19 protein-coding genes are annotated in these 24,439 nt (G+C 44.7%); 2 read left to right on the top strand and 17 right to left on the bottom strand.

The features are described 5' to 3' along the window. Position 1 precedes the first annotated feature (1 nt). The 16 genes from fliR to ilvY form a co-directional block, all read right to left on the bottom strand. A complete protein-coding gene (gene fliR / locus DESPODRAFT_RS02865) occupies positions 2-790 on the bottom strand; it encodes a flagellar biosynthetic protein FliR (RefSeq protein ID WP_004071181.1) in 789 nt (262 codons plus the stop codon). Between the two features lie 33 nt (positions 791-823). Then, positions 824-2,020, bottom strand: coding sequence for a response regulator (locus DESPODRAFT_RS02870; RefSeq protein ID WP_004071182.1), 1,197 nt, complete (start codon positions 2,018-2,020; stop codon positions 824-826). 176 nt (positions 2,021-2,196) lie between these two features. Further along, a complete protein-coding gene (locus tag DESPODRAFT_RS02875; protein ID WP_004071183.1) occupies positions 2,197-3,327 on the bottom strand; it encodes a hybrid sensor histidine kinase/response regulator in 1,131 nt (376 codons plus the stop codon). Positions 3,328-3,661: 334 nt separating this feature from the next. Continuing rightward, on the bottom strand, positions 3,662-5,389 hold the full coding sequence (locus DESPODRAFT_RS02880; RefSeq protein WP_004071184.1) for a sigma-54 dependent transcriptional regulator: 1,728 nt from the start codon (positions 5,387-5,389) through the stop codon (positions 3,662-3,664). Next, a complete protein-coding gene (locus tag DESPODRAFT_RS18515; RefSeq protein WP_004071185.1) occupies positions 5,386-8,850 on the bottom strand; it encodes a PocR ligand-binding domain-containing protein in 3,465 nt (1,154 codons plus the stop codon). The genes DESPODRAFT_RS02880 and DESPODRAFT_RS18515 overlap by 4 nt, the downstream gene beginning before the upstream one ends. Positions 8,851-9,142: 292 nt before the next feature. Further along, complete coding sequence (gene fliQ / locus DESPODRAFT_RS02890; RefSeq protein ID WP_004071186.1) at positions 9,143-9,412, bottom strand: flagellar biosynthesis protein FliQ; 270 nt, start codon at positions 9,410-9,412, stop codon at positions 9,143-9,145. A gap of 1 nt (position 9,413) precedes the next feature. Then, on the bottom strand, positions 9,414-10,190 hold the full coding sequence (gene fliP / locus DESPODRAFT_RS02895) for a flagellar type III secretion system pore protein FliP (protein WP_004071187.1): 777 nt from the start codon (positions 10,188-10,190) through the stop codon (positions 9,414-9,416). Next, the gene (fliO, locus tag DESPODRAFT_RS02900; protein WP_004071188.1) at positions 10,187-10,609 is read right to left on the bottom strand and encodes a flagellar biosynthetic protein FliO; all 423 of its coding nucleotides are present in this window, start codon (positions 10,607-10,609) and stop codon (positions 10,187-10,189) included. The genes fliP and fliO overlap by 4 nt, the downstream gene beginning before the upstream one ends. Beyond that, positions 10,606-10,950, bottom strand: a complete 345-nt coding sequence (fliN, locus tag DESPODRAFT_RS02905; RefSeq protein ID WP_004071189.1) for a flagellar motor switch protein FliN — start codon at positions 10,948-10,950, stop codon at positions 10,606-10,608. The genes fliO and fliN overlap by 4 nt, the downstream gene beginning before the upstream one ends. A gap of 2 nt (positions 10,951-10,952) precedes the next feature. Then, positions 10,953-11,951, bottom strand: coding sequence for a flagellar motor switch protein FliM (gene fliM / locus DESPODRAFT_RS02910; protein WP_004071190.1), 999 nt, complete (start codon positions 11,949-11,951; stop codon positions 10,953-10,955). A gap of 7 nt (positions 11,952-11,958) precedes the next feature. Beyond that, the gene (locus DESPODRAFT_RS02915) at positions 11,959-12,567 is read right to left on the bottom strand and encodes a flagellar basal body-associated FliL family protein (protein WP_245532000.1); all 609 of its coding nucleotides are present in this window, start codon (positions 12,565-12,567) and stop codon (positions 11,959-11,961) included. Between the two features lie 294 nt (positions 12,568-12,861). Beyond that, positions 12,862-14,862 carry a flagellar hook-length control protein FliK gene (locus DESPODRAFT_RS02920; protein ID WP_004071192.1) on the bottom strand — a complete coding sequence of 667 codons (2,001 nt, stop codon included), beginning with the start codon at positions 14,860-14,862 and terminating at the stop codon, positions 12,862-12,864. 283 nt (positions 14,863-15,145) lie between these two features. Further along, complete coding sequence (locus tag DESPODRAFT_RS02930) at positions 15,146-16,519, bottom strand: TrpB-like pyridoxal phosphate-dependent enzyme (RefSeq protein ID WP_004071193.1); 1,374 nt, start codon at positions 16,517-16,519, stop codon at positions 15,146-15,148. A gap of 180 nt (positions 16,520-16,699) precedes the next feature. Beyond that, positions 16,700-18,547: a PAS domain-containing sensor histidine kinase gene (locus tag DESPODRAFT_RS02935; RefSeq protein WP_004071194.1), complete on the bottom strand. Its 1,848-nt coding sequence runs from the start codon at positions 18,545-18,547 to the stop codon at positions 16,700-16,702. A gap of 85 nt (positions 18,548-18,632) precedes the next feature. Then, a complete protein-coding gene (locus tag DESPODRAFT_RS02940) occupies positions 18,633-19,286 on the bottom strand; it encodes a ferredoxin-like domain-containing protein (RefSeq protein WP_004071195.1) in 654 nt (217 codons plus the stop codon). A gap of 161 nt (positions 19,287-19,447) precedes the next feature. Beyond that, on the bottom strand, positions 19,448-20,329 hold the full coding sequence (gene ilvY / locus DESPODRAFT_RS02945) for an HTH-type transcriptional activator IlvY (protein WP_004071196.1): 882 nt from the start codon (positions 20,327-20,329) through the stop codon (positions 19,448-19,450). 225 nt (positions 20,330-20,554) lie between these two features. Here ilvY and ilvC point away from each other — a divergent pair, with 225 nt between their 5' ends. Both ilvC and DESPODRAFT_RS02955 read left to right on the top strand, forming a co-directional pair. After that, a complete protein-coding gene (gene ilvC / locus DESPODRAFT_RS02950; protein WP_004071197.1) occupies positions 20,555-22,027 on the top strand; it encodes a ketol-acid reductoisomerase in 1,473 nt (490 codons plus the stop codon). Positions 22,028-22,183: 156 nt separating this feature from the next. After that, entirely contained in the window at positions 22,184-23,560 is a 1,377-nt protein-coding gene (locus DESPODRAFT_RS02955; protein WP_004071198.1) for a protein kinase domain-containing protein, read from the top strand. Between the two features lie 13 nt (positions 23,561-23,573). Here DESPODRAFT_RS02955 and DESPODRAFT_RS02960 read toward each other — a convergent pair whose 3' ends face one another. Continuing rightward, positions 23,574-24,314: a metallophosphoesterase family protein gene (locus DESPODRAFT_RS02960; RefSeq protein ID WP_004071199.1), complete on the bottom strand. Its 741-nt coding sequence runs from the start codon at positions 24,312-24,314 to the stop codon at positions 23,574-23,576. Positions 24,315-24,439: the final 125 nt, after the last annotated feature.

Consider the following 24,439-nt stretch of genomic DNA (forward strand, 5'->3'; position numbering starts at 1 on the left):
TTTATCCTCCGCCCATATAAAACAATAAAGCCAGAAACAGTTTTCTGCAGGGTTCAATGTAGTCCCGGCTGACAATGGCGATGATGGGCAAGGTCATGGCAAAAAAGATCAGACCCACTACGATCTTTACCGGGAACGCCACAATCATGACATTGGTCTGGGGTGAAAATTTTGCAACCAGTCCGAAGCCGGTATTGACAAAAGTTAAAACGGCTATTACCGGAGCGCTGATTTTAACGGCATCCACAAACAGCCCGGCTGCCACATCCATAACCCGGGGGGGGATGGCCGCATGCATGACAAACCCGCCCACAGGAACCAGTTCAAAACTGTCGATCATGGACATGATGATAATGTGGTGTCCGTTGAGTACAAGAAAAATGATCAGGCAGACCCAGTAGCCGATCTGGTCCATGATGGACACATTCTCACCGCTTTGGGGATCCATGACATTGATCATGGAAAAACCGACCTGAAAGCCGATGAGTTCGCCGGCCATCTGGACCCCTGCAAAAAAGATTCTCAGGCAAAGCCCCAGGGTAAAGCCCACCAGGATCTCTGCCCCCAGCATCAAGCCAAAGGTGGGGATATCCCTTGGGAACCGGGCGGGATCCACAGGCACCACCGTATAAAACAACAGGGCTAAAACCAAGGCCAGTCCTATTTTCAACTGGTTGGGAAACGCAGATGAGCTGAAAATAGGGAACAAAAATAAAAATACCGATACCCGTGCCAAAACCAGCATAAAGGTTCTGAAACGAATGGGGTCAATGAGATCAAGCAGTTCCACAGGCGGCCCTTTCTTACCCCAGCGTTGCAGAAGTCATGGGGCTTCCCTAAATAGTCCAAATTTGGGGTCAATTTTCTTCAAATACGCCATGCCCCGCTTGGCCGGTTCATAATTAGGATTTATCTTCAGAGCTTTCATGATATATTTATTTGCCAGCAGGAATTTTTCTTTTTTTAAAAAAATGATTCCAAGATAATAGAGAAAAAGATGATTTTGGGGAAGTTTATTGATGCAACGACTTAAAAGGCTAAGAGTACTTTTACGAGCCCCTTTCTGCCATAATTTTACGCAACAGATATAAAAAACCTGCGCCGTATCATTAATGGGATCTAAAATTTTTAAAATTTTATAAGCCTCGTCCAAATAACCCATCCCTAAGTAAAGATTTGCTATATTAATTAGATCGAGATACGTGGGTTTTGACTTTAAAATATCATTTACAAGTTCGAATGCCATTCTAATTTTTCCCTGTAAAAGATATTCCCTAGCCAGATTGATTGACCGACTAATATTCAGGGGATTGCGTTCCTGTGCCATCTTAAAATTTTTCAATGATTCTTTAGAGTCACCCTGTTTTGAGTAGATTTTGCCCAACAGATCGTAGGCCTTGCTGTTTTTTTCTTTGGACAAGGATTTCTTTAAAACCTGTTTGGCCTGATCATATTTTTCTAAATGGTATAAACTTTCCCCGGTCAGAATGGAAGCCTTTGCAGACAGATCCCTTTTGCTTAACTGAACTCCTAAATTTAAAACCTCCATGTAATTATTATTTAGTTTGTTATGGATCATTTTTTTTAGCATTTTTTTTTCATATGTCAAATGCTTAAAATTATTCAAGCAATTTAATAGGTTGTTTATCACGTCCGTTTCTTTAAATGGAATAGTCATAAATATGTCCGCATCTTCTTCTATCGCATATATCTGTCGTAATTCTACTGACCAATATTTAGATAGCAGCATAAACGGCAACATGAAAAGCTCGGGGTCATTCTTTATCTTTTTCAGCAGTTCTATACCATTGATAATCGGCATATCCCAATCTGAAATAATGAACTCTACTTTGTTTTCATGGCTTTGAATAATCCTGAGTGCTTCATGTCCATTCCGGGCAAACAAATAGTTATGGAAGTCATTGTTTTTTAAAATTTGCTTTATTGATGATTTAATAATTGAATGGTAACTGACAACTAAAAAATGTGTATTTAAATCATTTATATGACTTTTCTGCATGCGTACACGGGTCCTTTATTTCTTTTAAAAATAGATGCTTGATCATAACCTCGGCCACGAGGGGGGTAAGGGGTGCAAACCGATAGGGTGCAGTCTATGTCTATAAAATTACACCGCAAGGAATGCGCCCCAGTTTCTTATAATGTTGACCCAGTGGCCATACCAGAACTTGAGCCTCAGTTTTTATGTGATTTATCAATTATTGGAAGATACACATGGAACGAACTTCCTTTTCCCAACAGGCTTTCCACTTTAATGCCGCCCCCATGATTTTTCAAAATATCGTGGGTGATGCTCAGGCCTAAACCTGAGCCTTTTCCTTTTTCTCTAGTTGAATAAAAGGTTTTAAATATCTGTTCCAACGTCTTTTCATCCATGCCGCACCCTGTGTCTTTCATGGAAAACTTAATACAGTCGCGGGTTTTGATGTCCAGGCATTTCATTGACGTGGTATCGAGTTTAACCTTTTCAAGGCTCACTTCAATTATGCCTCCCTCATTTCCCATTGCATGCATTGCATTGATCCCAAGATTCACAATGACCTGTTGAATTTGAACCGGATGAGCAAGGATCGTATCATTGCCGTTGTTAATTTTTTCTCTGATTCTAATTTTTCTTGGTAAAAGAATTTGCAAAAACTCCAATGTTTTTTTAACCAGGAATTGAATTTGTACGTACTCGGGCTTTTCATTGGTTTGTTGAATATATGAAAGGATCAGATTTGAAAGATTTTCACCGTGTTCACTAATTTTGCGTATCTTCGTCAAACTTTTTGAAAGAGGATCTTTCGAGGAGAGATAAAAGCCGGACAGATCAACATACCCGTTGATAGTCATAAGCAAATTATTTAAGTCATGCACGATGGCGCTGGAAAGCGTTCCTATGGTTGCCATTTTTTGAGCCTGCATAAGCTGGTATTCGACATTGTGTGTTTTTAGTTTTTTCTTGCTGTTTTGCGCTGCTTTTTCAACTATATTGCAGAGGTGATCTTTTTTTACCGGTTTTTGAAGGTATGCAAAAAGGTTATATGTGAATCCTTCTGATGCAGATTTAAAGTTTGGGAATGCCGATATTAAAATAGTGGTGCAAAACGGTTGTGTTTTATTAATATATTTAACCAATTCCATGCCGTTATGTGATTCAAGAAGCCTGTCGATAACTGCAACATGAAACTGATTTGCATTAAGGATTGCTTTTGCATCAATCAGGTGCCCTGCTTTTATGACATCGTGTCCGGCATCTGTAAGTATCGTTGCAAAAGAAAATCTTATGTTTTCTTCATCATCAACTATCAGTACTTTTGTCATGTTAAATCCTTCTTACCATTGTCGTTTTTTGTCCGGGCATTTGTTAATGCCTGTGCCCTGTAACGCAGTGGAGATAATTGAAAAAAAGAGGCCTGGTCATGAACACTCAAACCCCTTTTATGCAATAATCGGGTTACTCGATGAATTTTATTCGTACAAATAGGGTTAAAGCAATTTGTGTGCCAATACAAACAAGATGTATGGAGTTTAATTTAGCTCTATCTGTTCTATCAGATAGTTACAATGAAAGACAATTCAATGGTGGGTACTTAAGAGGGGTTCTATCGGATGTCTTTGGCACAAAGTGTGCCGGGTACAAAGTGTGTCGGCACACTCATTTCGTTGGGTCTAAAATCTTGTATTCTTTGATTTTTCGGTAGATGGTTCTACGGCCTATTCCAAGCAGGCGGGCGGCCTGGGATTTGTTCCAATAGGCTTTTTCTAAAGCATTCAGGATGTCATCTTTATTCACAGACTTTTTTCCTGAGCAAACCGGTTTTTGAGTTCCTGAATACTCTTTTATTTCCACAGGCAAATGATCGAACAGCATGGTTTGCCCCTGACATAAAACAAACCCATGTTCCATGGTATGTTCAAGTTCTCTTATGTTTCCCGGCCAGGGATAATTCATAAATGCAGTAACCACTTCATTGGACAGTCCATTAATCTGTTTTTTGAACCGTGTGTTAAATATCCCTAAAAAATGGTTTATCAGAAGAGGGATGTCCTCGCGCCTTTCACTAAGTGAAGGAACCGGGATATCCACAACCTTGATCCGGTAATACAGGTCTTCCCTGAACGCTCCGGTTTTTATCTTTTCTTTCAGATTGCAGTTTGTAGCGGCTATGACACGGACATCAATTTTCATCGGAGTTGAATCACCCACCCGTTCAATTTCTTTTTCTTGGATCACTCTTAAAAGTTTAAGCTGGATCAAAGGAGAAACATCACCTATTTCATCCAGAAAAAGGGTGCCCTGGTCTGCCATCTGGAACCGGCCTTCCCTGTTTTTAACGGCACCTGTAAATGCGCCTTTAACATGGCCGAACAATTCGCTTTCAAGAAGATTTTCAGAAAGGGCACTGCAATTGACTTTTACAAAGGGTTTTCCTTTACGCGTACTGTTATGGTGAATGGCATCGGCAATCAGTTCTTTGCCTGTCCCGGTTTTACCGGTAATCAAAACCGTGCTGTCTGTATCTGAAAGATTTTCAAGGAGGGCATAAATTTTTTGCATCCTGTGACTTTTTCCGATGATCCGGTGAAATTGGTTCCGCTCTTTTAACTCACGTTCAAGATTGGTAAGCCTTGTAATATCCCTGACAACAAGGACGGCGCCAAGAGACTTGATGTCGTTATGCCTGAGAGGAGACCCTGTTAAAAGCACTATCTGCCCTGGTTTGTCAGGATGCCTACATTCAATTCGAAACTCATTGATTGTTTTTTGGGTTTTCAAAGTCTTTTTTAAAACATTGATGCATGACCTGCTGCATCTTGTTTGAATTTCTCCAAAATTTTTCCCGGTAATATCTTTGACAGGAAACCTGCAGAGATCTTTGACAGCCTCATTGGCCTCAATTACCCGCAAGGCTTTATCCACCGTGACAACGCCATCTTTCAGACTTCTGAAGATGGCCTCCATATTATGACGAATTCTTAAATTATCCTCTTCCATCTGTATTTTAGTGTCTAAGAGTTTTTTATGTTGAAGACCATGACTGGTTATGCGTAAAAGGGTCTCTTTGCGAATGGGTTTGGGAATATAATCAAAGGCCCCAAGGCGGACAGCATCTGTTGACGTCTGAATATTGGGCTCACCCGTTATCATGATAACCGGGCAGTGTAATTTCCTGGTTTTTATTTCATGGAGAAAATCAATCCCTGAATGGCTCCCAAGGATAATATCAGAAATTATCAGGTCAAGTTCTTTGTCTGAAATGATTTTAAGCGCTGAATCATAGTCTATGGCTGTCATCACATCATAGCCCTGATCAGCAAGGATCATTTCAAAGCCGAAACGAATATTTTCTTCATCATCAATGATAAGAATCTTTGGTTTCATATTTCCTTTTTTGATTGCCACCCGTTATTCACCGGCAGATTGACCATGGCTTTTGTATATTCACCTTCCCTGCTTTCAAACCAGAGGTTCCCCCCATGATTTTTGATAATTCCATGGCTGATGGAAAGCCCCAGCCCTGTCCCCTCACCTTGGGGCTTTGTGGAAAAAAAGGGGTCAGCTACTTTATCGACAAGCTTCTTGGGAATTCCCAGGCCTCTGTCATAAAATATTAAACGCACATACTTTTCTTTCCCTGATTCAATAATTTCGCCATTGATTTCGAGTATTTTGTTCTCATGTGGATTTTTATATTTTTTATTTAAAGCATACCGTGCATTACTGATAATATTTAAAAAAACCTGCTGGATTTCCTGACGGCGCATTTTAATTAGAGGCATATCAGAGGGGATATTTACAGACAAATGTATACCATCCTTTAAGAGCTGTCTTTCCACAAGTTCAAGTGTCAAAGTAAGAATATCATTAATCTGGGCTGGACTGTGTTCTTCCTTTTTGTCCCTTGCAAATAAAAGCAGATTTTTTACAATGTTTCCGATTCGTTCTCCTTCATGGACAATTCGTTCCGGAATCTTTTTATCCCCGCCAAGTTCATGGAATTTATCAATAAGGATCTCAGCAATATTGATGATACCGGTAACAGGATTATTGATCTCATGCGCAACTCCGGCAGCCAGTTCACCCAGGGAAGCAAGATGACCTGCTCGCATGGCCTCGGCCTGCAGGCGGTTTTTTTCAGTAATATCCCTCATAACAATAACTGATTTCATTTTTTCGTCTGATTCCTGAAAAGGGGAGAAAACAATATCATATCGTTTTTGATCCGTAAAATTTGTTTCCAGGTGCTGAATACGATTCTCACTCAAAGATTCTTGCAGAAGGCAGAATTCACAAGGTTCATCCATCTGAAAAAAATTTTTATAACATTTTTTGCCTTGCAACTCTCCAAACACATCTTTGGAAACATTGTTCTGGAATTCGATGGTATAGTCCTTATTAATAACATGCACGCTGTCTCCAACACCATTTAATACGCTTTGAAGTTTGTTACGTTCGCTTTGCAGATTTTTTTTAATATTCCTGTGTTTTTCAGAGGCGCGTATTGCCATGATACCATATGCCAGGTCATTTGCGATTTCCTTTAAAAGTGCTGCCTTTTTAGCAGAAAACGCCTTCTTTTCAGAGGCATAAATGCTCAAAGCGCCAAAAATATGATGTTCGAAACTCAGCGGCAGGGCAATGTTTGAGCGAAAACCCCTCTTTCCCGCTCGTTTTCTCCAGGGGGAAAAATTAGGATCAGAAGATATTTGTTGACTGACAGCAGGGGTGTTCTCGCGAATTGCTCTGCCTATTGGGCTTCGGCCCAATTCTGTATCGTCCCATCTAACATTCAAGTTGTCAAGATAGCCTTCCCCACATCCATATTGAGCTGACGGAATTATGAGTTTTTCTTTGCCCTGGCCAGCAAAACCGATCCAGGCATAACGGTAATTTCCTTTTTCAACAATAATCCGGCAGATACTATTAATCATATCAGATTCATTTTTAGCATGAACTATAATTTTATTACACTCGCTGTGCAAGTTCAATGTGCTGTTAATTTGGGCAATTTTCTTTTGTGTCTTGTGCTGCTGACAGGCCTCGGCCAAGATTTGGCAGATACCATTAATAAGGTTTTGTTCCTCTTTCAAAAAAGGTGTTTCATCAAAAACAGATTCTTTTAAATAGAAAACCTCGATTTCGCCCTCTTTTTGATTAGAAAAAATAATATCAGAGGAAATTTTCCAGGGGGTTTTTTTAAATTTTTCTGAAATATATTCTTTTTTTCCAAAACGCAACCTGCAGCATGTTGATTCAGGATACTGAAAACTGGGTGGTATAAATCGCACAACATCTTCAAAAATCTGATCAAGTGTTTTGCTAAGGCGTATGGAGTTGGATATTTTATACATACAGTCAAGTTCTTTTAGACGTTCGCCAAGTTCATACATGAACTTTTTGTTTTGGTTAACAGCTATTTTCTCTGTTGTAATATCTCTTGCAATACCACCAATCTGGACAGGATCACCCGCGTCATTATAAACAACAGTTTTTTTATCATTGAGCCATCGGATCTTGCCGTCATCTCTAATAATCCGGTATTGACTCTCAACTTTTCCATTTTTTAACAAATGCTCGGCTTCCCATGATATTTTTTCACGGTCTTCAGGGTGAACCATTTCAATCCAGAATTCCGGGTTTGCATAAAGCTTCGACAGCGCTCTGCCATAGACAGATTCAGCAGCAGGGTTAAGGTAGAGGAGCTGTCCATCAAGATCAGCAGCCCAGGCAACATCATTTAGTGAGTTAAGTAATCTTTTAAATCGGTCATCACTTTCCTTTAATTGCAGCTCACGCTGCACCTGATCGGTAATGTCTTGCACCGTACCGATCATCTTTTCCCAAACACCGTTTTTATTAAGGAAGATCTTACCAAAGCTTTGTACATGTCGAACATCACCGTTTGAATGCACTATTCTGTATTCGTAACCTTCATCCATCTCTTTATTCCGAATCTTGTCAATTTGTTCCCGGATATAGGCTTTGTCTTCGGGATGAACAACGTCTATGAAATCGTCAAGGGATAACTTCATTTTCTGTGGGTCCAGGCCAACTATTCGGTAAGCCTCATGGGAAAGTTGAATCTCATCCGTTATGATATCCCACTCCCAACTTCCCAAGTGCGCGATGCGTTGAGCTTCAGCAAAATTGGCCTCACTTTTACGCAAAGCCTCTTCTGCTGATTTTTGTTCGTGGATGTCACGGGTGCAGCCAACCATTCGAACAGGATTGCCGATTTCATCAAAGATAGCCTTGCCGCGGGAGTTAAGGTCAAATCTTTTCTCGTTTTCTTGTAACGCCGTTAAAGATTCTAACTCGTTCAGCCGGGTATATCCTAGTTGGGCGGTCATTTGCGCAAATTTGAATAGGAAAGAGAGGATCGCTCGGAACTTTTTCTCTGTGCAAATCGGAATTCCCCTGAAAGCTTTAATGTACTCTGTCTCGTCAAATCCAAATTTTTGTGCCTGCTCTCTGAAAAATTGCTCTTTGGTTTTATCCGGGGGTTCCAAAAAAACCTGCCCTGAAAATACATTGGCAACATGTTCCCCTGCTATGATAATCTGAGACGATGCATAAACCAATCCACGCGGACACGTATGGATCACAAAAGGCGCAGCCGTATACAGATTTTTTCTGATCTTTGTATTGCTCTTGATACACTCTTTTAGGGTCTGTGGATGCTGCCTGTAAAAATCCGTACATATCCTTTGCCCCCCCGAGCTGGTTAGGACCTCCCCATCCATGTCGATGATGGCAGAGTGAACAGAGGTGATTATGTACAATTCATCGGTTAACTCTTGCAGTTTGTCTATGTCAACCAGTTCTTTCAAGCTGTATTTCATTGTTTCCTTGTTTACCACTCGCTGTTAGATTTTTTTGAATTTGACTGCCAAACAATCCTTCATTAAAATCAGGCCACTTTTTTCCGGAAGCTTTTCAAAGATGGTTCTGGCTGGCATAATTTGAGGAAAAATACGGCTGCTCATATGTTTTGTAGAAGGATTGAAAAAAATATTATTGTATGTAAAATGGACTCGATGTCAAGATCAATACACTACTGATTAGCTTGCCGAGCAAAATTCCGAGCAATAAAAATGAAGCAAAATAGCCTTTTTTAGACACCTCAGGTTTAGATCACCGGATATACATGGGTATATTGGTAATGATATTGCTCGTAAAAGAGATTAGTTTTTCCATCATCCACGGCGCAGCAAATAAAAGCCCGATAAAAACGGCAAGGATTTTGGGTACAAAGGTAAGGGTCATCTCCTGGATCTGGGTAACAGCCTGGAACACACTGATGATAAGACCTGCAATCAGGCCCAAACCCAGCATGGGCAGGGACAAAAGAATGGTCAGGATAATGGCCTGTTTGGCAAATTCTATAACAAATTCAGGGGTCATTTTACACTCCAAAACTTTTTATCATTGAGCCTGCAATCAAATGCCAGCCGTCCACAAGGACAAAAAGCATCAGCTTGAAAGGCAGGGAAATCATAACCGGGGGCAGCATCATCATGCCCATGGCCAGCAGCACCGAGGCGACGACCATATCAATGACAAGAAAGGGAACGTACAAAATAAAGCCTACGATAAATGCTGTTTTAAGCTCGGAAATCACATAGGCCGGAATCAGTGCCAGAAGTGACACATCATCTCTGGTTTCAGGCTTTTTCATTCCGGCCTCTTTGACAAACAGGGCAATGTCGGCTTCCCTGGTGTTGAGCAGCAAAAATTTCCGTATGGGCTTCTGCGCCTCGTCAAAGGCCGTTTCATAGGAAATTTCACGTTCAAGATAGGGATTTAAGGCTTTGTCATACACTTCCAGCGCCACGGGTTTTATAATAAAAAAAGTCATAAATAGTGAAAGCCCTATGATCACCTGGTTGGGCGGGCTTGACTGGGTGCCGATGGCCTGGCGCAGGAAGTGAAATACCACCACCAGACGGGTAAACGGGGTCATCAGGATCAAAATGGCCGGAGCCAGGGCAATAATGGTTAAAAGGGCAATGATTTCAAGGACGACCGCCACCTCTTCGGGTTCCTGGGCTGTGCCGACACTCAGTTCCAGGGAAGGAATAGGGAAGGTGACGGCACCTGCGGTATCAGCAACGCCTGTGATCATGATGGTTGCAAGCAGAATCAACCCTGCCCACCCGATCAAGCGACCATGTCTGATCATGATCTCTCTCCTTTCCCGGAATCGGGACGGGAATTGGAAGAATTATTTTCCAAGGGCATATTGTGACCACTGCTCTCTTTCATCAAACTTTTTTTGAGCAGCGTCTGAAATCCTGTGGTCTTTTCCGAAGGTGCCAATACGGTTTTTTGGACCTCGCGAAAACGGGCCAAAGACGATATGCCGGCGGGCGAAACCCCGATAAGAACCGATTCATCCTGAACAGATACCAGTACCAGTTTTTCCTTGGGGGATAAATGATGGACGGATAAAACCTTTATCAGTTCCGCTGAATCTCGCGCGCCGAACCGGCCTGAAACCCTGCGAACAAGATAAAGGGCCAGTAGAAAAAAAGCCAGAACAGCAAACAGCATGCCGAAACTTTTGGCAAATTCCACCCACATATCGGTATGCGTATTCACTGATCTTCCGAGGCCAGGGATTTGACACGGTCAATGGGCGTGATGACGTCGGTGAGACGAACCCCGAATTTCTCATTGACCACCACAACTTCTCCCCGGGCAATGAGCTTACGGTTGATATATACCTCCAGGGGTTCACCGGCAAGTTTGTTCAACTCAATAATGGATCCCTGGGCCAGCTGTAGGAGATCATTGACCAGCATTTTGGTTTTGCCCAGTTCCACGGAAAGCTCCAAAGGGATATCCAGGATAAAATCCAGTTCCCTTGCGCCATGCTCCTCGTCATGCCTGGATTCTTCTTCCAGATAATCATCATTTGTCGTGCCGTTTTTATCAACCATCTTTACCTCTTACAGTCGGTTACAATTTTATCTTTAATCTTAAATGCCTGAAAACCCCGCTGAACACCAATGAATCCTGTCAGTTTCACAAGCCCTCCCACAAAGCAGGGTAATGGGTCGGATGCGTCGTTATCCAGTTGGATGACGTCACCGGGCTGCATATACAAGAGCCGTTCACCGGTGATCTCTGTTTTACCCAGAAGAATTCTTAAATCCACCTGGGAATTGAGGATCACCTCTTCAATCATCCGCCGCCAGTTGTAGTCGATTTCTTCAATTTCCGTCTGGACACCGGATGACAGTTTGTTGCGCATGGGTTCGATCATGGAATAGGGATAGCAGACCACAAGATTCCCTGCGGCCTGCTCCAGTTCGATTTCAAACCGGGTAACGATGACAAGGTCTGTGGGCAGTACAATGGCCGTGAACTGGGGGTTCATTTCCGAACGGATCAGGGATGCTTTGACCAGCTCTATGGGGGCCCAGGAGGCCTCAATGTTTTTGAGAACCGCCAGGACTGCCTTTTTAATCATCACCTCTTCAATGCGGGTAAATTCGCGGCCCTCCACCCTTGCTTTTCCCAATGCTTCTCCACCAAAAAAAGTATCAATGAGGTTATAAACCAGCTGGCTTTCAAACACCACCAGACCATGTCCCCTTAACGGCTCCATCCTGAATACGTGAAGACTTGTGGGCACAGGAAGGCTGCGGACGAATTCAGAAAACTTCAGGGTGTCAAAGGGATTGGCAGACACATCCACATTGGTCTGGAGCAGTGAAGACAATGTGGCCCGAACTTCCCTGGAGAGACGTTCATTAATAACGTCAAAGGTAGGCATTCTTGCCCTGACCACCTTGTCCTGGCTGGTGAAATCATAGGCAACAACACCTTCAATCGCCTCCTCATCAATTTCCGGAATATCGGTCTCAGTGTCTACTTCTCCGGAATCCAGTCCGTCTAGTAGACTGTCAACCTCGTCCTGGGATAGAATTTCACTCATGGCACCATCACTGCATTATAAAATTGGTAAAATAAATTTGCCTTATGGCAACTTTGGGAAAAATCTGATTAATTCGGTCGAGAAGTGCAAATTTCAGTTTAAGTTTGCCATGGGGGCTTCGCAGATCCATCCAGCTCATCTGCCGCATCTGGCTTTCAATTATTTTTCTTATCCTGGGCTCCATGGTATAGACCTGCCTTCGAAACTCGGGATCTATCATTTCAAGGGCGATGCCCATGGATATGTAATGCATGTTTGAATCTTGTTTTAAAAGAATTTGTTCAAAGGGTTCCAGCTGCACAATATCCTCAAATATCGCTTTGTTCTGGTCTTTCAGGGCCGCCTGAATGCTTTCCTCAGTCACGACATTTTCAGCAACCGGCTGTTCAGGGACCTCTTTTGTCTTACCGCCAAATAAAAAAAAGAACACACCGGCACCAATCCCGCCCAATAAAAGGAGAAACGACAGGAGAATAATGATCAGTTTTTTCTTTCCTGACAGCAGTCTGCCGATCAATCCCTTTTTGACAGGTCCTTCTTCTGAAACCCCGCCACCATTGTTTATGGATTCGGTCAGTTCATCGCCTTCGAGTTCTTCCAGCAGATCTTCAGCCACAACACCTCCCAAAATAGTCTGGTCCTTCATTTGCCGAGCTGGTCTTTGCAGGCTGCATTGCAAATACCCTTAATATATCAGGCTATAAGAAGTGACAGCAAGCCTTATGCCAGCCTGCATGGGTTTTACCTGGATAGAAGGGAAACAAAAAATTTATGGTAAAGATTATAGGAAAGAAGAAAGATTTGCAAAATTATTTATTTGAGTATCGTTCAAACACGATATAAAAAAACGTCACTTTGACCGTGGATCTGTCAATCTTTTGACAGATCCACGGTCAAGAGGGCAGGGGGATTATGCAACAAAATGCAGCGAACCCCTGTTATTTATAGCCGCGGTATGATCCGTTAAATGATCTGCCGCCTCTTCCTGGGCATCGTCACCGGACCCGCGCTTTGTCTGCTTTTTTCCGGCTGACTGCCCCTGGGCCCGGGCATCGGCCATGGACTGCTGGAAATCGCTGCTCATATCAACTTCAAAGCTCTCAAGGCTGATACCGGAGGAAGAGAGCATGGTTTTGATTTCATTAACATTGGCTGCCAGAATATCTTTTGCTGACTGGTGTTCAGTAATCACGCTGATCTTTATGCCGTTCCCATTATGGTCAATGCTCATGTAGACCCGGCCTAATTCAGGGGGTTTTAGTTGCATCCGGATGGTGTCGTCTCCGGTATTGATTGATCGGACAATGCTTTTTCCCACCTGCCGGGTGACAAAGTCAGGCAGTGTGGAAAAGGCCTGCTCGGTGCGTTGTGTACCCGAAGTTCCCACACTCCCTGTCGTGGTTGATTTTTCCACGCCAAAAACAAGGGCATGGGCTTCTGAATTTTTGGACATTGTATCCCCTGACTGGGAATTTGTGGAGGCGGTCATCTTTTCCAGAGCAGCTGCATCGGCCTGGGTTGCCGTGGTGGAAATCTGTGATGCCGATTCCTTGCTTGTTCCTGCGGTGTCAGAAAAACTGTTGGCGATTTTAAATGCATCATCAGAATCGGTTTTTCCTGTTTGAAGGTTACCGGAGGCACTATTTCCAACCGCAGAGGCCTCGGCAGCCGTTTTTGCACTCACCTCACGCCTGTTGATCTGATCCATGAACTGAACCTGGAACCGCTCCTCAATTTCTTTGACCATGGCGTCGGAACTTTCGCTAAGCGTTATGCTATAATCGACAGCTCCCTCACGCTCTTCTTGAAAATTCAGTCCGGAAAAAAATTGGTTAAGCAATCCGTGTCGGCCGGACCGGGTTGCGAGGGCATCAAAAGAATCGGTTGTAAATGTGTCTGATAATGATTGTTCAGTCTGGTTTGCCTGATTCTCTTCCAACAGGTTACGCTTCTGGGCAAAGGCATCAATTATCGTGGCCAGGGTCAACGGCTCGTCAGATGTTTCAATGAAAGAATCCAGATCAAGCTGTTGCAAAAGGGTGGTATAGGCATCGTCTTCATCTTTTGTCTGATAGGTCACGCCGGATTCACCGGCGGTATCCAGAAGTTGCTCAAGCTGTTCAATAAACGTATCAAAATCAAATCCACGGGTCCCTTCGGAGGCTTGATCCATGATTGATGTCATTTCCTGATCATCCATGCCCATCATTGACAAAAGGGATTTGATATAGGGCAGATCAGAGGTGGGCATGAGCGTCTCTGCCGGGGTGATCTCTTCAGCTTCGGCAAGGGGCAGGTCAAACAGATCATCCATGAAACCGGCCACGGAGATCAGGCCGCCCCCCTCTTCAAGGCTCAGGGTCAGATCCGACAGCATTTCCTCAACAGATGCCTGATCAAAACCAGCCTGAACAAGCAGATCGCCAAGGGCGTCAAGCCCCTCTTCATCCAGGGACAGATTGTCCAGATCGTAATTGGAAATGGATAAAAGCAGACTTTTTAATTCCGTAAGAAAGTCAGAACCCCCGCCATGTTCCAGGGCATCTTCAAGGTCTGAAACCTTTTGTTTAGTTGTTCGGACAGCAAAACGAGATTTTTCCACCGTGGATATTTCAGTGTTCTGTTCTTCGGTGGACAAGTTGGGCTTTTGCGCAGTGGTAAGCGGTGAGGCCTGCGTCTGAACACTGTTATCCTCTGAACGCCTGACATGGGTCTCTTGCTCAACGGTGTTTATCTCTCTTGAGCGTTCCATGCCTGAGTCCCGTTGCATGGCCTTGTCCAGCTGCCCCTGAAATGCAGAGACCGCAGCACCACTGTCTGTGGAAACAGTGCCGGTAGCGGTTGCACCCATGAGGGCGTCTGAAGAACGTCCTGTCAGTAACGCATTGATGTCTGAAACATTGGATAACATGAGTCACCTTTAATTTAATGGCCTTTTTCATGAGTTTTACCATCAAAAAAAGCAACCATCATGCCAACCAATTGAATATTGATTAACATGTAATTTTTTCAATGTATTACGACAAGTTTGTCTGTGCATGAAATTGAAAGTGTTACAGTTGCCGGGGCAGGATTTTCCCATAAAAAAATCACAAGGGAAATAATTACCTGTTTTTTTTATATCTACCCCGGCGTACCAGGATATTGCGGCAGGCCATACGGTGGTGCCGGGGTAAAATTTTCAGGTACAGCGATTAAATTTTTGGAACTGGATATCCGGTAATACTTATCCTTCTGGATTCCTTGACATCCTGGGCAGACATGACAATATCCTGGAGTTCCCCTGCCATGAATTTTGCATACCCGGCCAGGTCCATGAGCCCATGGCCTGACAGGTTGAATATAATGGTTTTTTCCTTTCCTTCTTCTTTTGCCTGTTTTGCACAGCGGATGGCACAGGCTACGGCATGGCATGTTTCAGGGGCTACAACCAGGCCTTCGGTGCGGGCAAACGTGAGGCCTGCCTCATAACATTCCAGCTGTTTGATGGCCATGGGGCTCATCAGTCCGGCTTCAACGGCATGGGACACCAGGGGCGCCATGCCGTGGTATCTTAAACCGCCGGCATGGATGGGGGCCGGGATGAATTTGTGCCCTAAAGAGTGCATGGGCAGCATGGGGGTCATCTGGGCCACATCCCCGAAGTCATAGGAAAACGGGGTTGCAGTCAGGGTGGGGCAGGAGGCGGGTTCCACGGGAATGATTTCAATATCCGCGCCGTTGATTTTATCCAGAACAAAGGGGAAGGCCAGCCCTGCAAAATTGGAACCGCCTCCGGCGCACCCGATCACGGTGTCCACCTTTTTTATTCCGAATTTGTCCAGCTGTTTTTTTGCTTCCAGTCCGATAATGGTCTGGTGGAGCATGACATGATTGAGCACTGATCCTAAAGCGTACCGGGTCTTTCCGGTTTTATCACTGACGGCAGCTTCAATGGCCTCTGAAATGGCAATGCCCAGGGATCCCGGCGTATCCGGCATTTTAGCCAGAATATCCCGGCCTACCTGGGTTTCATTTGACGGACTTGCAACACATTCTCCGCCCCAGGTCTCCATGAGTGACTTTCTGAAGGGCTTCTGGTCAAAACTGATCCTGACCATGAATACCTTGCACTCCATGCCCAGAAGGGCGCAGGAATAGGACAGGGCAGACCCCCACTGCCCGGCCCCGGTCTCCGTGGTCAACCGCTTGATGCCGAACTCCTTATTGTACCAGGCCTGGGCCACGGCAGTATTGGGTTTATGGCTGCCGGCCGGAGAAACGCTTTCATTTTTATAAAAAATCTTTGCCGGTGTTCCCAGCGCCTTTTCCAGATGTATCGCCCGGTGCAACGGAGAGGGCCGCCACCGGTAAAGCAGATCCAGAATACCCTCTGGGATATCAATCCAGCGCTGTTGGGACATCTCCTGTTCGATCAGATTCATGGGAAACACGGCGGCCAGCATATCCGGGCTGATGGGTTTGCCGTCCTGTCCCAGGGGCGGATTGATGGTGCCCGGCAGGTCTGCTGCCAGGTTATACCATTGGCGGGGAATTTCATCCTCGTTTAAAAAAATTTTGGTGGGCATATGATCCGGCTCCTTTTCCATTAAGGGTGTATATCAATTTGTCAGACGAGCTTGTTTCTTTTAAAAGAAACAAGCTCGTCGTTTTTATAAGGAGGAGCCAACTATGTCAAGAAAAGATATTTCTATGCCGCCCCAGATCAGTTTCCAACTTCCTAAAATGACCGATTGAATAATTTTTGTCTATGAATTTTGTTTTACTGCCACAGGGACAAAGAACCGAAACGTACTCCCCTGACCGTATTTGCTATTTACGGTAATGACACCATTGTTTGCTTTTACAATCCCCATAACAACAGGTAAATCCAGCCCTCTGCCTGCCGCTTTGGTCGAAAAAAACGGATCGAAAATTTTTTCGAGGTTCTGTTCCTCAATTCCACAACCAAAGTCTTCTATCTGCAGGCAGACATATTCATTGCAGTCAGGTATCCAATCTACAGGGAAGCTATACTTTTGGGGTATTTCGTTGGCGAGGACGGTCTTCAAACTAAGATAGACAGTGCCTTCTTTTTGATAGGACTCTGCGGCATTGCTAACAAGGTTGATGACAAGTTGTTGAATCTGATTCACATTCCCATAGATCATGGGACCATGAGCCGGAAAATTTGCTTCCAGAACGATATTGCTTGACAATGAGGCCCGAAGAAGAGGCATGATCATATTGCAGACCTTGCCTATATCCATGTTCATTTTCCCAGAATTGTTTTTCCCAAGGTAGGTAAGCATCAACCCATTGACTTTGGAAGCCTTTTGAGCAAGTCGTATGGCTTTCATCAGATTGTCACGTGGGGATTTCTCCAACTCAATTAACTTAAGACTCAGTTCCAGATTCCCCATGATCCCCATCAGGTAATTGTTGAAGTGGTGCGCAATCGCTGCCGCCATTCGGCTAAGGCTTTCCTGTTTTTTAAGGTGCCAATTTTGAATCTGCAGTTCTTCCATATTTTTTCGATCTGTAATATCCCGAACAACGGCAAGAATGTGAGGTTTTCCATTTTTATAGAAGATGTTTGAATTTACTTCAACGGGAAAGGTTTCACCTGATTTCTTGATATGAAATGTTTCAAAAACCAGATGCCCTTCTTTGCGCAATTTGTTTCTATAATCGGGTTTGGCATGCCCGTTAACATCAGGCTTGACGGTTATATCCGGTACCGAAAGATTCATCAACTCATCATAGGTATACCCATATCGTTTACAGGCTATGTCATTAACTTCTACAAACGGTGCAAAACCCTCCTGTTTCACAGGATGGATAAATATTGCGTCATTGATGGAATTGAAAAAGGTCTTGATTCTTTTCGATTGTACGACAAGTTTGTCCTTCGCCGATTTAGATTCGGTAATATCCATAACATTGCCGACGATTTTTTCAACTTTATCTCCTTTCCAAATAGGTTCGGCCACAGTTTTAATCCATTTTTTTTCCCCTGACGATTTCTGGAATTCAAATTCCAGGTCATAGCCAATCCCTTTCTTTTCACATTGATGGAAAGCCGACAATATTTTAGGTCGGTCTTCAGGATTATAGCATTCAAGACTTGCATTAATATGCTCAGACGAACCGGATTCATACTGAGTGGGTTCAAATCCATGCAGCCGATACAACTCTTTTGTCCAATACATCTTTTGGTCTTCTACATTCCACTCCCATCCACCTGTTTTTGCCAAGCGTTGAGCATTATCAAGCAGTTTTTGGCTGCGTTCTAATTTATCAGATGTCCGTTTGCTTTCGGTAATATCAGTGATGATGTGAATAAACGTTGAGGGCTTTGCCGTAGAATCGAAAATCGGATCTACAATGACCTCAAACCATCTCTCATTAATTTGGATCTCAATAGATTCTTGTTGCAGAGTTTGACGGGCTTTTATAAGAGGACACTCTTTAACCGGCTGGTCGGCACCATGCACAATTTGCCAGCATTTTTTCCCGATTATCTCTAAATTGCTTCGATTGAATAAACGCTCGGCAGCATTGTTCGATTTTAAGATGCAGTGATCTTTATCAATAATCCAAACGGCAGACTTCATGGCGTTGAATATTCCTCATTTCACCACTTTCCCGGCGGTGTTTAATTCCATTATTTTTCCTGAATGAAGGTTGAGGTGGTTATTATTACAGCTGAAGACCTAACTTTTCTTTGATGGTTTGGATACCCATCTTTTCAACAAAACGGGAGGTTCTGTTTTGGGCCGGGGCTGTTTCACAGTAAAGGTCGAGAAATTTTTGGCAAAGCGCAAGGGCTTTTTGGATGGAGAGCTCTTTGGCCAGCTCATCACCGATTCTGGGTTTCATGCCGGAATTACCGCCCACAAACATACGCCAGCCTGTGGGCGTACCGATGAATCCGATATCCCGGAGGCGGGATTCTGCGCAGCTAAAGGTGCAGCCGGAAATGCCCAGTTTGATTTTGGCCGGTGTTGGAATGGCGCCATATTTTTCCTCAAGGATTTGGGCAAGGCCCATGGCATCCTGCTTGGCAAATTTACACCAATCCGTCCCCGGACATGCCTGGACATAGTGTCCGCCGCTTCTGAACGGCATGGCGTCACACAGGGCATGAATCTTTTCCCTGCTGAGTCCGTAAAAGCCAATGCGCTGTCCCGAGGTCAGCTTTACCATCGGCACCTCGTAGGCCCGGACAAGTTCAGCCATTTTTTCCAGATCCCGGGCGCTGAGTTTTCCGGAAGGCGGTGTGATGCGGGCAGCAAAGGTTTTACCGTCCCGTTGCAGAAATACACCGGCGGGAAGATCTTTTTCTTGTGACATATCTGGTCTCCAGGGGTTTTGTTACAGCTTGCAGGCTGTTGGTTTCGGCAAAACATTCGAGGGAATATAATTCGATATGTATCAAATTCAAGGGTCAAGTCTCTTTTGGTCTTGGTTTGTCGCAATTACCAAACAAGCTGTATGTATATTTAAAACCGAATTCAAGACACCCCTGCAACGATATCCCACAAAGCACGGACCCGGGGATTGGAAAGGTTTGTATTCCGTGTGCAAAGGGCTATTTCATAAGGGGGCAGTTCCGGCATGTTGTCCAGTACAACAATATCCCGGTAAAGTTGGCTTTTTTCCAGAACCAGGCGTGGCACAAATCCGATACCGAATCCCAGGTTGACCAGGGCGATAATGGCTTCATGGCCCGTGACCTGGGAGTAAATGCGCGGTAGCACGGAATTTTCCACAAACCACCGATCAATACGCTCCCGGCTTAAGCCTTTATCCGCAAGAATCAGGGGTATTTTTTCCCAGTTTGGCTCCTTTTTGCTGTTTCTTACCAGCACATCGGGATAATGCCCGGCCCCGATAAAAACCAGGGGGCTGACCGCCATGTTTAAAAAACTGATCTGGGTTCCGGGTTTTTCCGGCAGGGCGGCAATGACTGCATCTGCATCCCGGTTCATCAGTCGATCTATCGCCTGGGCCGGGTCTCCTGTTTCAAGGTGAATCTGCACCCTTGGGTGCATGGCGCGATAGCGGGGAATAAATCTGGGCAGGATACTGTATGCGGCGGTCACCGAGCAGTAAATTGAAAGCTGGCCGGACAGGATTGCATCCTTTGATAATTCTCCCTGGAGTCGTTCAAACCGGCCAAGCACATCTTCGGCATATTTTTTAAAGGCCTGTCCGGCATAGGTCAACTCCACACAGCGGTTGCTCCGGATAAAAAGCTGTTTTCCCACATCCGTTTCCAGACGCTGGATTACCCGGGTCAGGGCTGACGGTGAAATATTGCATGCCTGGCTTGTCCGGGAGAAGTGTACAGAGCCGGCCAGGTGGTGGAATAATTCAAGGGTGCGGATATCCATCTCTTGTTTTTGCCTCAATTATGGTGACGCATTGTCATATCAAATATTTTAAAAGTTTGTTTCGATGTTTGCAATACTAAATTGCAAATGATTCATTTGACGCAACGATAGTTTTAAGCCATTTTATTCACAACATTTACCTGTTGTTTGGACGAGAAGTTGCCCATCTTCGGCGTCGCAGATGAGTGACTTGTCGTTCAGAAACTAAAATTAAGGAGACAATATATGGGCATCAACTATTTCAACACTCTGCCATTGCGGCTGCAACTTGAAGAACTCTCCCAGTGCCGCTTCATGGACCCTTCCGAATTTAACGGGGTTGAGGCACTCAAGGGGAAAAAAATTGTGATCGTGGGATGCGGGTCCCAGGGGCTGCACCAGGGCCTGAATTTAAGGGACAGCGGCCTGGATGTCTCCTATGCATTAAGAGAAGCCGCCATTTCCGGGAAACGGCAATCCTGGAAAAATGCCACGGAGAACGGCTTTGCCGTGGGTACCTATGAACAGATGCTGCCGACGGCAGATCTGGTCATCAACCTGACCCCGGACAAACAGCACTCCAATGTCATTGAATCCGTCATGCCTTTGATGAAAAAGGATGCCTGCCTTTCCTATTCCCACGGGTTTAATATTGTTGAAGAGGGCATGCAGATCAGAAAAGACCTCACTGTTATCATGGTGGCTCCCAAATCCCCGGGAACCGAAGTAAGGGAAGAGTACAAAAGAGGCTTTGGCGTGCCCACCCTGATTGCCGTACACCGGGAAAACGATCCCAGAGGGGAGGGCCTTGAACTTGCCAAAGCTTATGCGGCCGGCACAGGCGGTCACAAGGCCGGTGTTTTGCAGTCCTCATTTGTGGCTGAGGTAAAATCGGATCTCATGGGCGAGCAGACCATTTTATGCGGGGTTCTGCAAACCGGCGCGCTGCTGTGCTATGACAAGATGATTGACAGCGGCATGGATGAAGGATACGCATCCAAACTGGTTCAGTATGGCTGGGAAACCGTGACCGAAGCCCTGAAACACGGCGGCATCACCAACATGATGGACAGGCTGTCCAATCCGGCTAAAATCAAGGCCTTTGAATTAAGCCAGCAGCTCAAGGCGCTCTGGACACCTTTGTACAACAAGCACATGGACGACATCATGACAGGTACGTTTTCAAAAACCATGATGGAAGACTGGGCCAATGATGACGCCAATCTGCTCAAATGGCGGGCCCAGACCCAGGATACGGCCTTTGAAAAATCAACGTCCCAGGAGGCAGACATCCCGGAGCAGGAATATTTTGACAACGGCATTCTCATGGTGGCCATGATCAAGGCTGGCGTGGAACTGGCTTTTGATACCATGGTGTCAGCCGGCATTATTGCCGAATCCGCCTATTACGAATCCCTGCATGAGGTGCCCCTGATCTCTAACCTCATTGCCAGGAAAAAACTGTATGAAATGAACGTGGTGATTTCAGATACTGCCGAATATGGCTGCTATCTGTTTTCCCATACCGCGGTGCCCCTGCTTAAAGATTTCATGGCAGGCCTTGATACTGATGTGATCGGCAAGGGCCTGGCGCTTGAAGACAACAGCGTGGACAACATCCGCCTGATCCAGGTTAATGATGCCATCCGTAACCATCCTGTGGAAATAGTGGGTAAAAAACTGCGTGGATATATGGGGGCCATGAAAGCTCTGCGCTAACCAGTGTCCTTTTAACAAATAGCTTTTTTGTCCAATTTCCGGTTAAATGAACCGGACACGCCGGTTATTTGTAACGTTCACGGCGGCTGAGCCGCCGTGAATCGCGGTGCTGACTTCGCGATTTTTTAAAGAAGATGATATGCTTTTAAGAAAAAAATGATGACGAGTAAAAACGACAAATATATCGGTAGATACAAGATCAACGCATTTCTCGGCAGTGGCACCATGGGCCGGATTTATCGCGTCACCATCCCGGTGCTTGAAAAAACGGCTGCTTTAAAATTGTTCACCCCCAGCCGGGCCTTGATTGAAAAGGTCGGTTTAACATGCCTCAGAGAGCAGTTTATTCATGAGGCAGCGGTGATTGCAAATATCCGGCATCCCAATGTGGTGGGCATCTGGAGTCTTGAAGAGAGAGCAAATGAATTGTTTTACCTGATGGAATATTACTGCCGGAATCTAGGACAACTCATTGGAGAATCCTATTGGGCAGACAGGCCCTCCAGAAAGGTGTCCGTTGACAAAGCCTGCCATTACCTGACCCAGATTGTTGAAGGGCTTTGCCGCCTGCACGAGGCGGATATCATTCACCGGGATATAAAACCCTTTAATATCATGATTGCAGATACGGGAACGGTGAAGATTGTTGATTTTGGTCTTTCCAAACGCAGGGGTGAAAAACAATTTTTTTGTGCAGAAAAACTTACCATCGGCACACCGTTTTATAGTGCTCCGGAACAGATTGATTCTCCTGAAACCGTGGATCAAAGAGCAGACCTGTATTCTGCCGGGGTGATCCTTTACCGGATGGTAACAGGTCATCTGCCCGATAAAAATCCAGCCCAGCCCAGTGAATTAAATCCGCAATTGGATGGCAACTGTGACCGGTTCATTCTCAAGGCCATTGCCCCTCATCCGGATGACCGGTTTCAGACAGCGGAGGCAATGTCGGATGGATTAAAGGCGTTTTCCGTACAATATAAGAATGCCAGACAGGGAGAATGTTTTGCGCCGGATGAAATTTTTCAGGAAAAAAAAACGGCTCCCCGGATCAAACCCACGCTCCCCATCAGATCCGAATCGTCCAGAATACTTGCAAAGGACGCCGGCAAGGTTTTCAATCTGGATGATTTAAACCAGCCATTGGTCTTTGTTGAAAATGCGTTTCAAAAAATAAGTGATACCACGGTGATAGACCATGCCACCAATCTGGTCTGGCAGCAATCGGGTTCGCGCTATCCCATGATGTGGGATCAGGCCCAACGTTATATTCAACTGCTGTCCGAATCCGGATTCGGCGGACGTCAAAATTGGCGAATGCCCACCATCAACGAGATACTGTCACTGGTTAACCCAAAGCATGATGACGATTTTTGCATGGAACACGTATTTTCACCCGATCAAAAGTGGCTCTGGAGCAGTGATACCCGTTCAAAAAGAGCTGTCTGGACCGTGGATGCTCAAATGGGATTTGTAAACTGCAGCGATCTTTTTGATTATAATTTTGTCAAAGGGGTCTGTTCTGTAAAATAAAGAAAAGAGGCACTTATTTTTTTATGTCCGGATCTACTGCCTGGGCGTATTTAAACGGCAGGCCTGCGGCCAGTATTTTCCGGGCGGCTGTTTGATTGTCATAGTCTATATACCGGATGTCCAGACAATATTTTTCCGTATCCCAGATCACATATTTGGCTCTTGGGTCGCCGTCACGGGGCTGGCCGACACTGCCGACATTCACCATATATTTTTTATTTTTGTCAAGCTGAGTCAACCCCGGATTCAATGGTTGAACCTGAATGTCGCGATCTTCAGGGAAAACAAGGCTTAATCTGTGGGTATGCCCTAAAAAACAGATGGATTCTTTTATCTGCCCAAACGCATGGCGCAATTCAGAGTTGGGGATTTGGTGAAGATAATGCCGAACGGAATCCGGCCAGAACCCATGGACAAAAAAAGCCTGATACTGAGAAAGATTGACGGGTAATCCCTTTAAATAGTCAATAGATGATGGTGACAATTTGGACAGGGTGGCATCCAGCGATTTTTTTGTATCCCCGATATACCATTTATACACTTTTTCATTGATACAGGCCAGTTCATGATTGCCAAGAATAGATGGTATCCTGCTTGCGATTATCTGCTGGATAACCGCCTCGCTATCAGCGCCGTATCCGATATTATCGCCCAGGGAAATAATTTTATTGATCGCCTGAAGTTCCATATCTTTAAGCACGGTTTTAAATGCTTCTATATTACCATGAATGTCTGAAATGACGGCGATTCGCATATTGTTCCCATGTTTGTTTTAATCAAAAATAAATTTAGCATGATGGATGAATTTTAACAACATTACTGTTTTTTGTGTTTTATTCGGATGTCTCTTTTTAAACGGTTGTTTGTTGAAACTACAAT

The sequence above is a fragment of the Desulfobacter postgatei 2ac9 genome (assembly GCF_000233695.2).
In the GTDB taxonomy this organism is placed as follows: domain Bacteria; phylum Desulfobacterota; class Desulfobacteria; order Desulfobacterales; family Desulfobacteraceae; genus Desulfobacter; species Desulfobacter postgatei.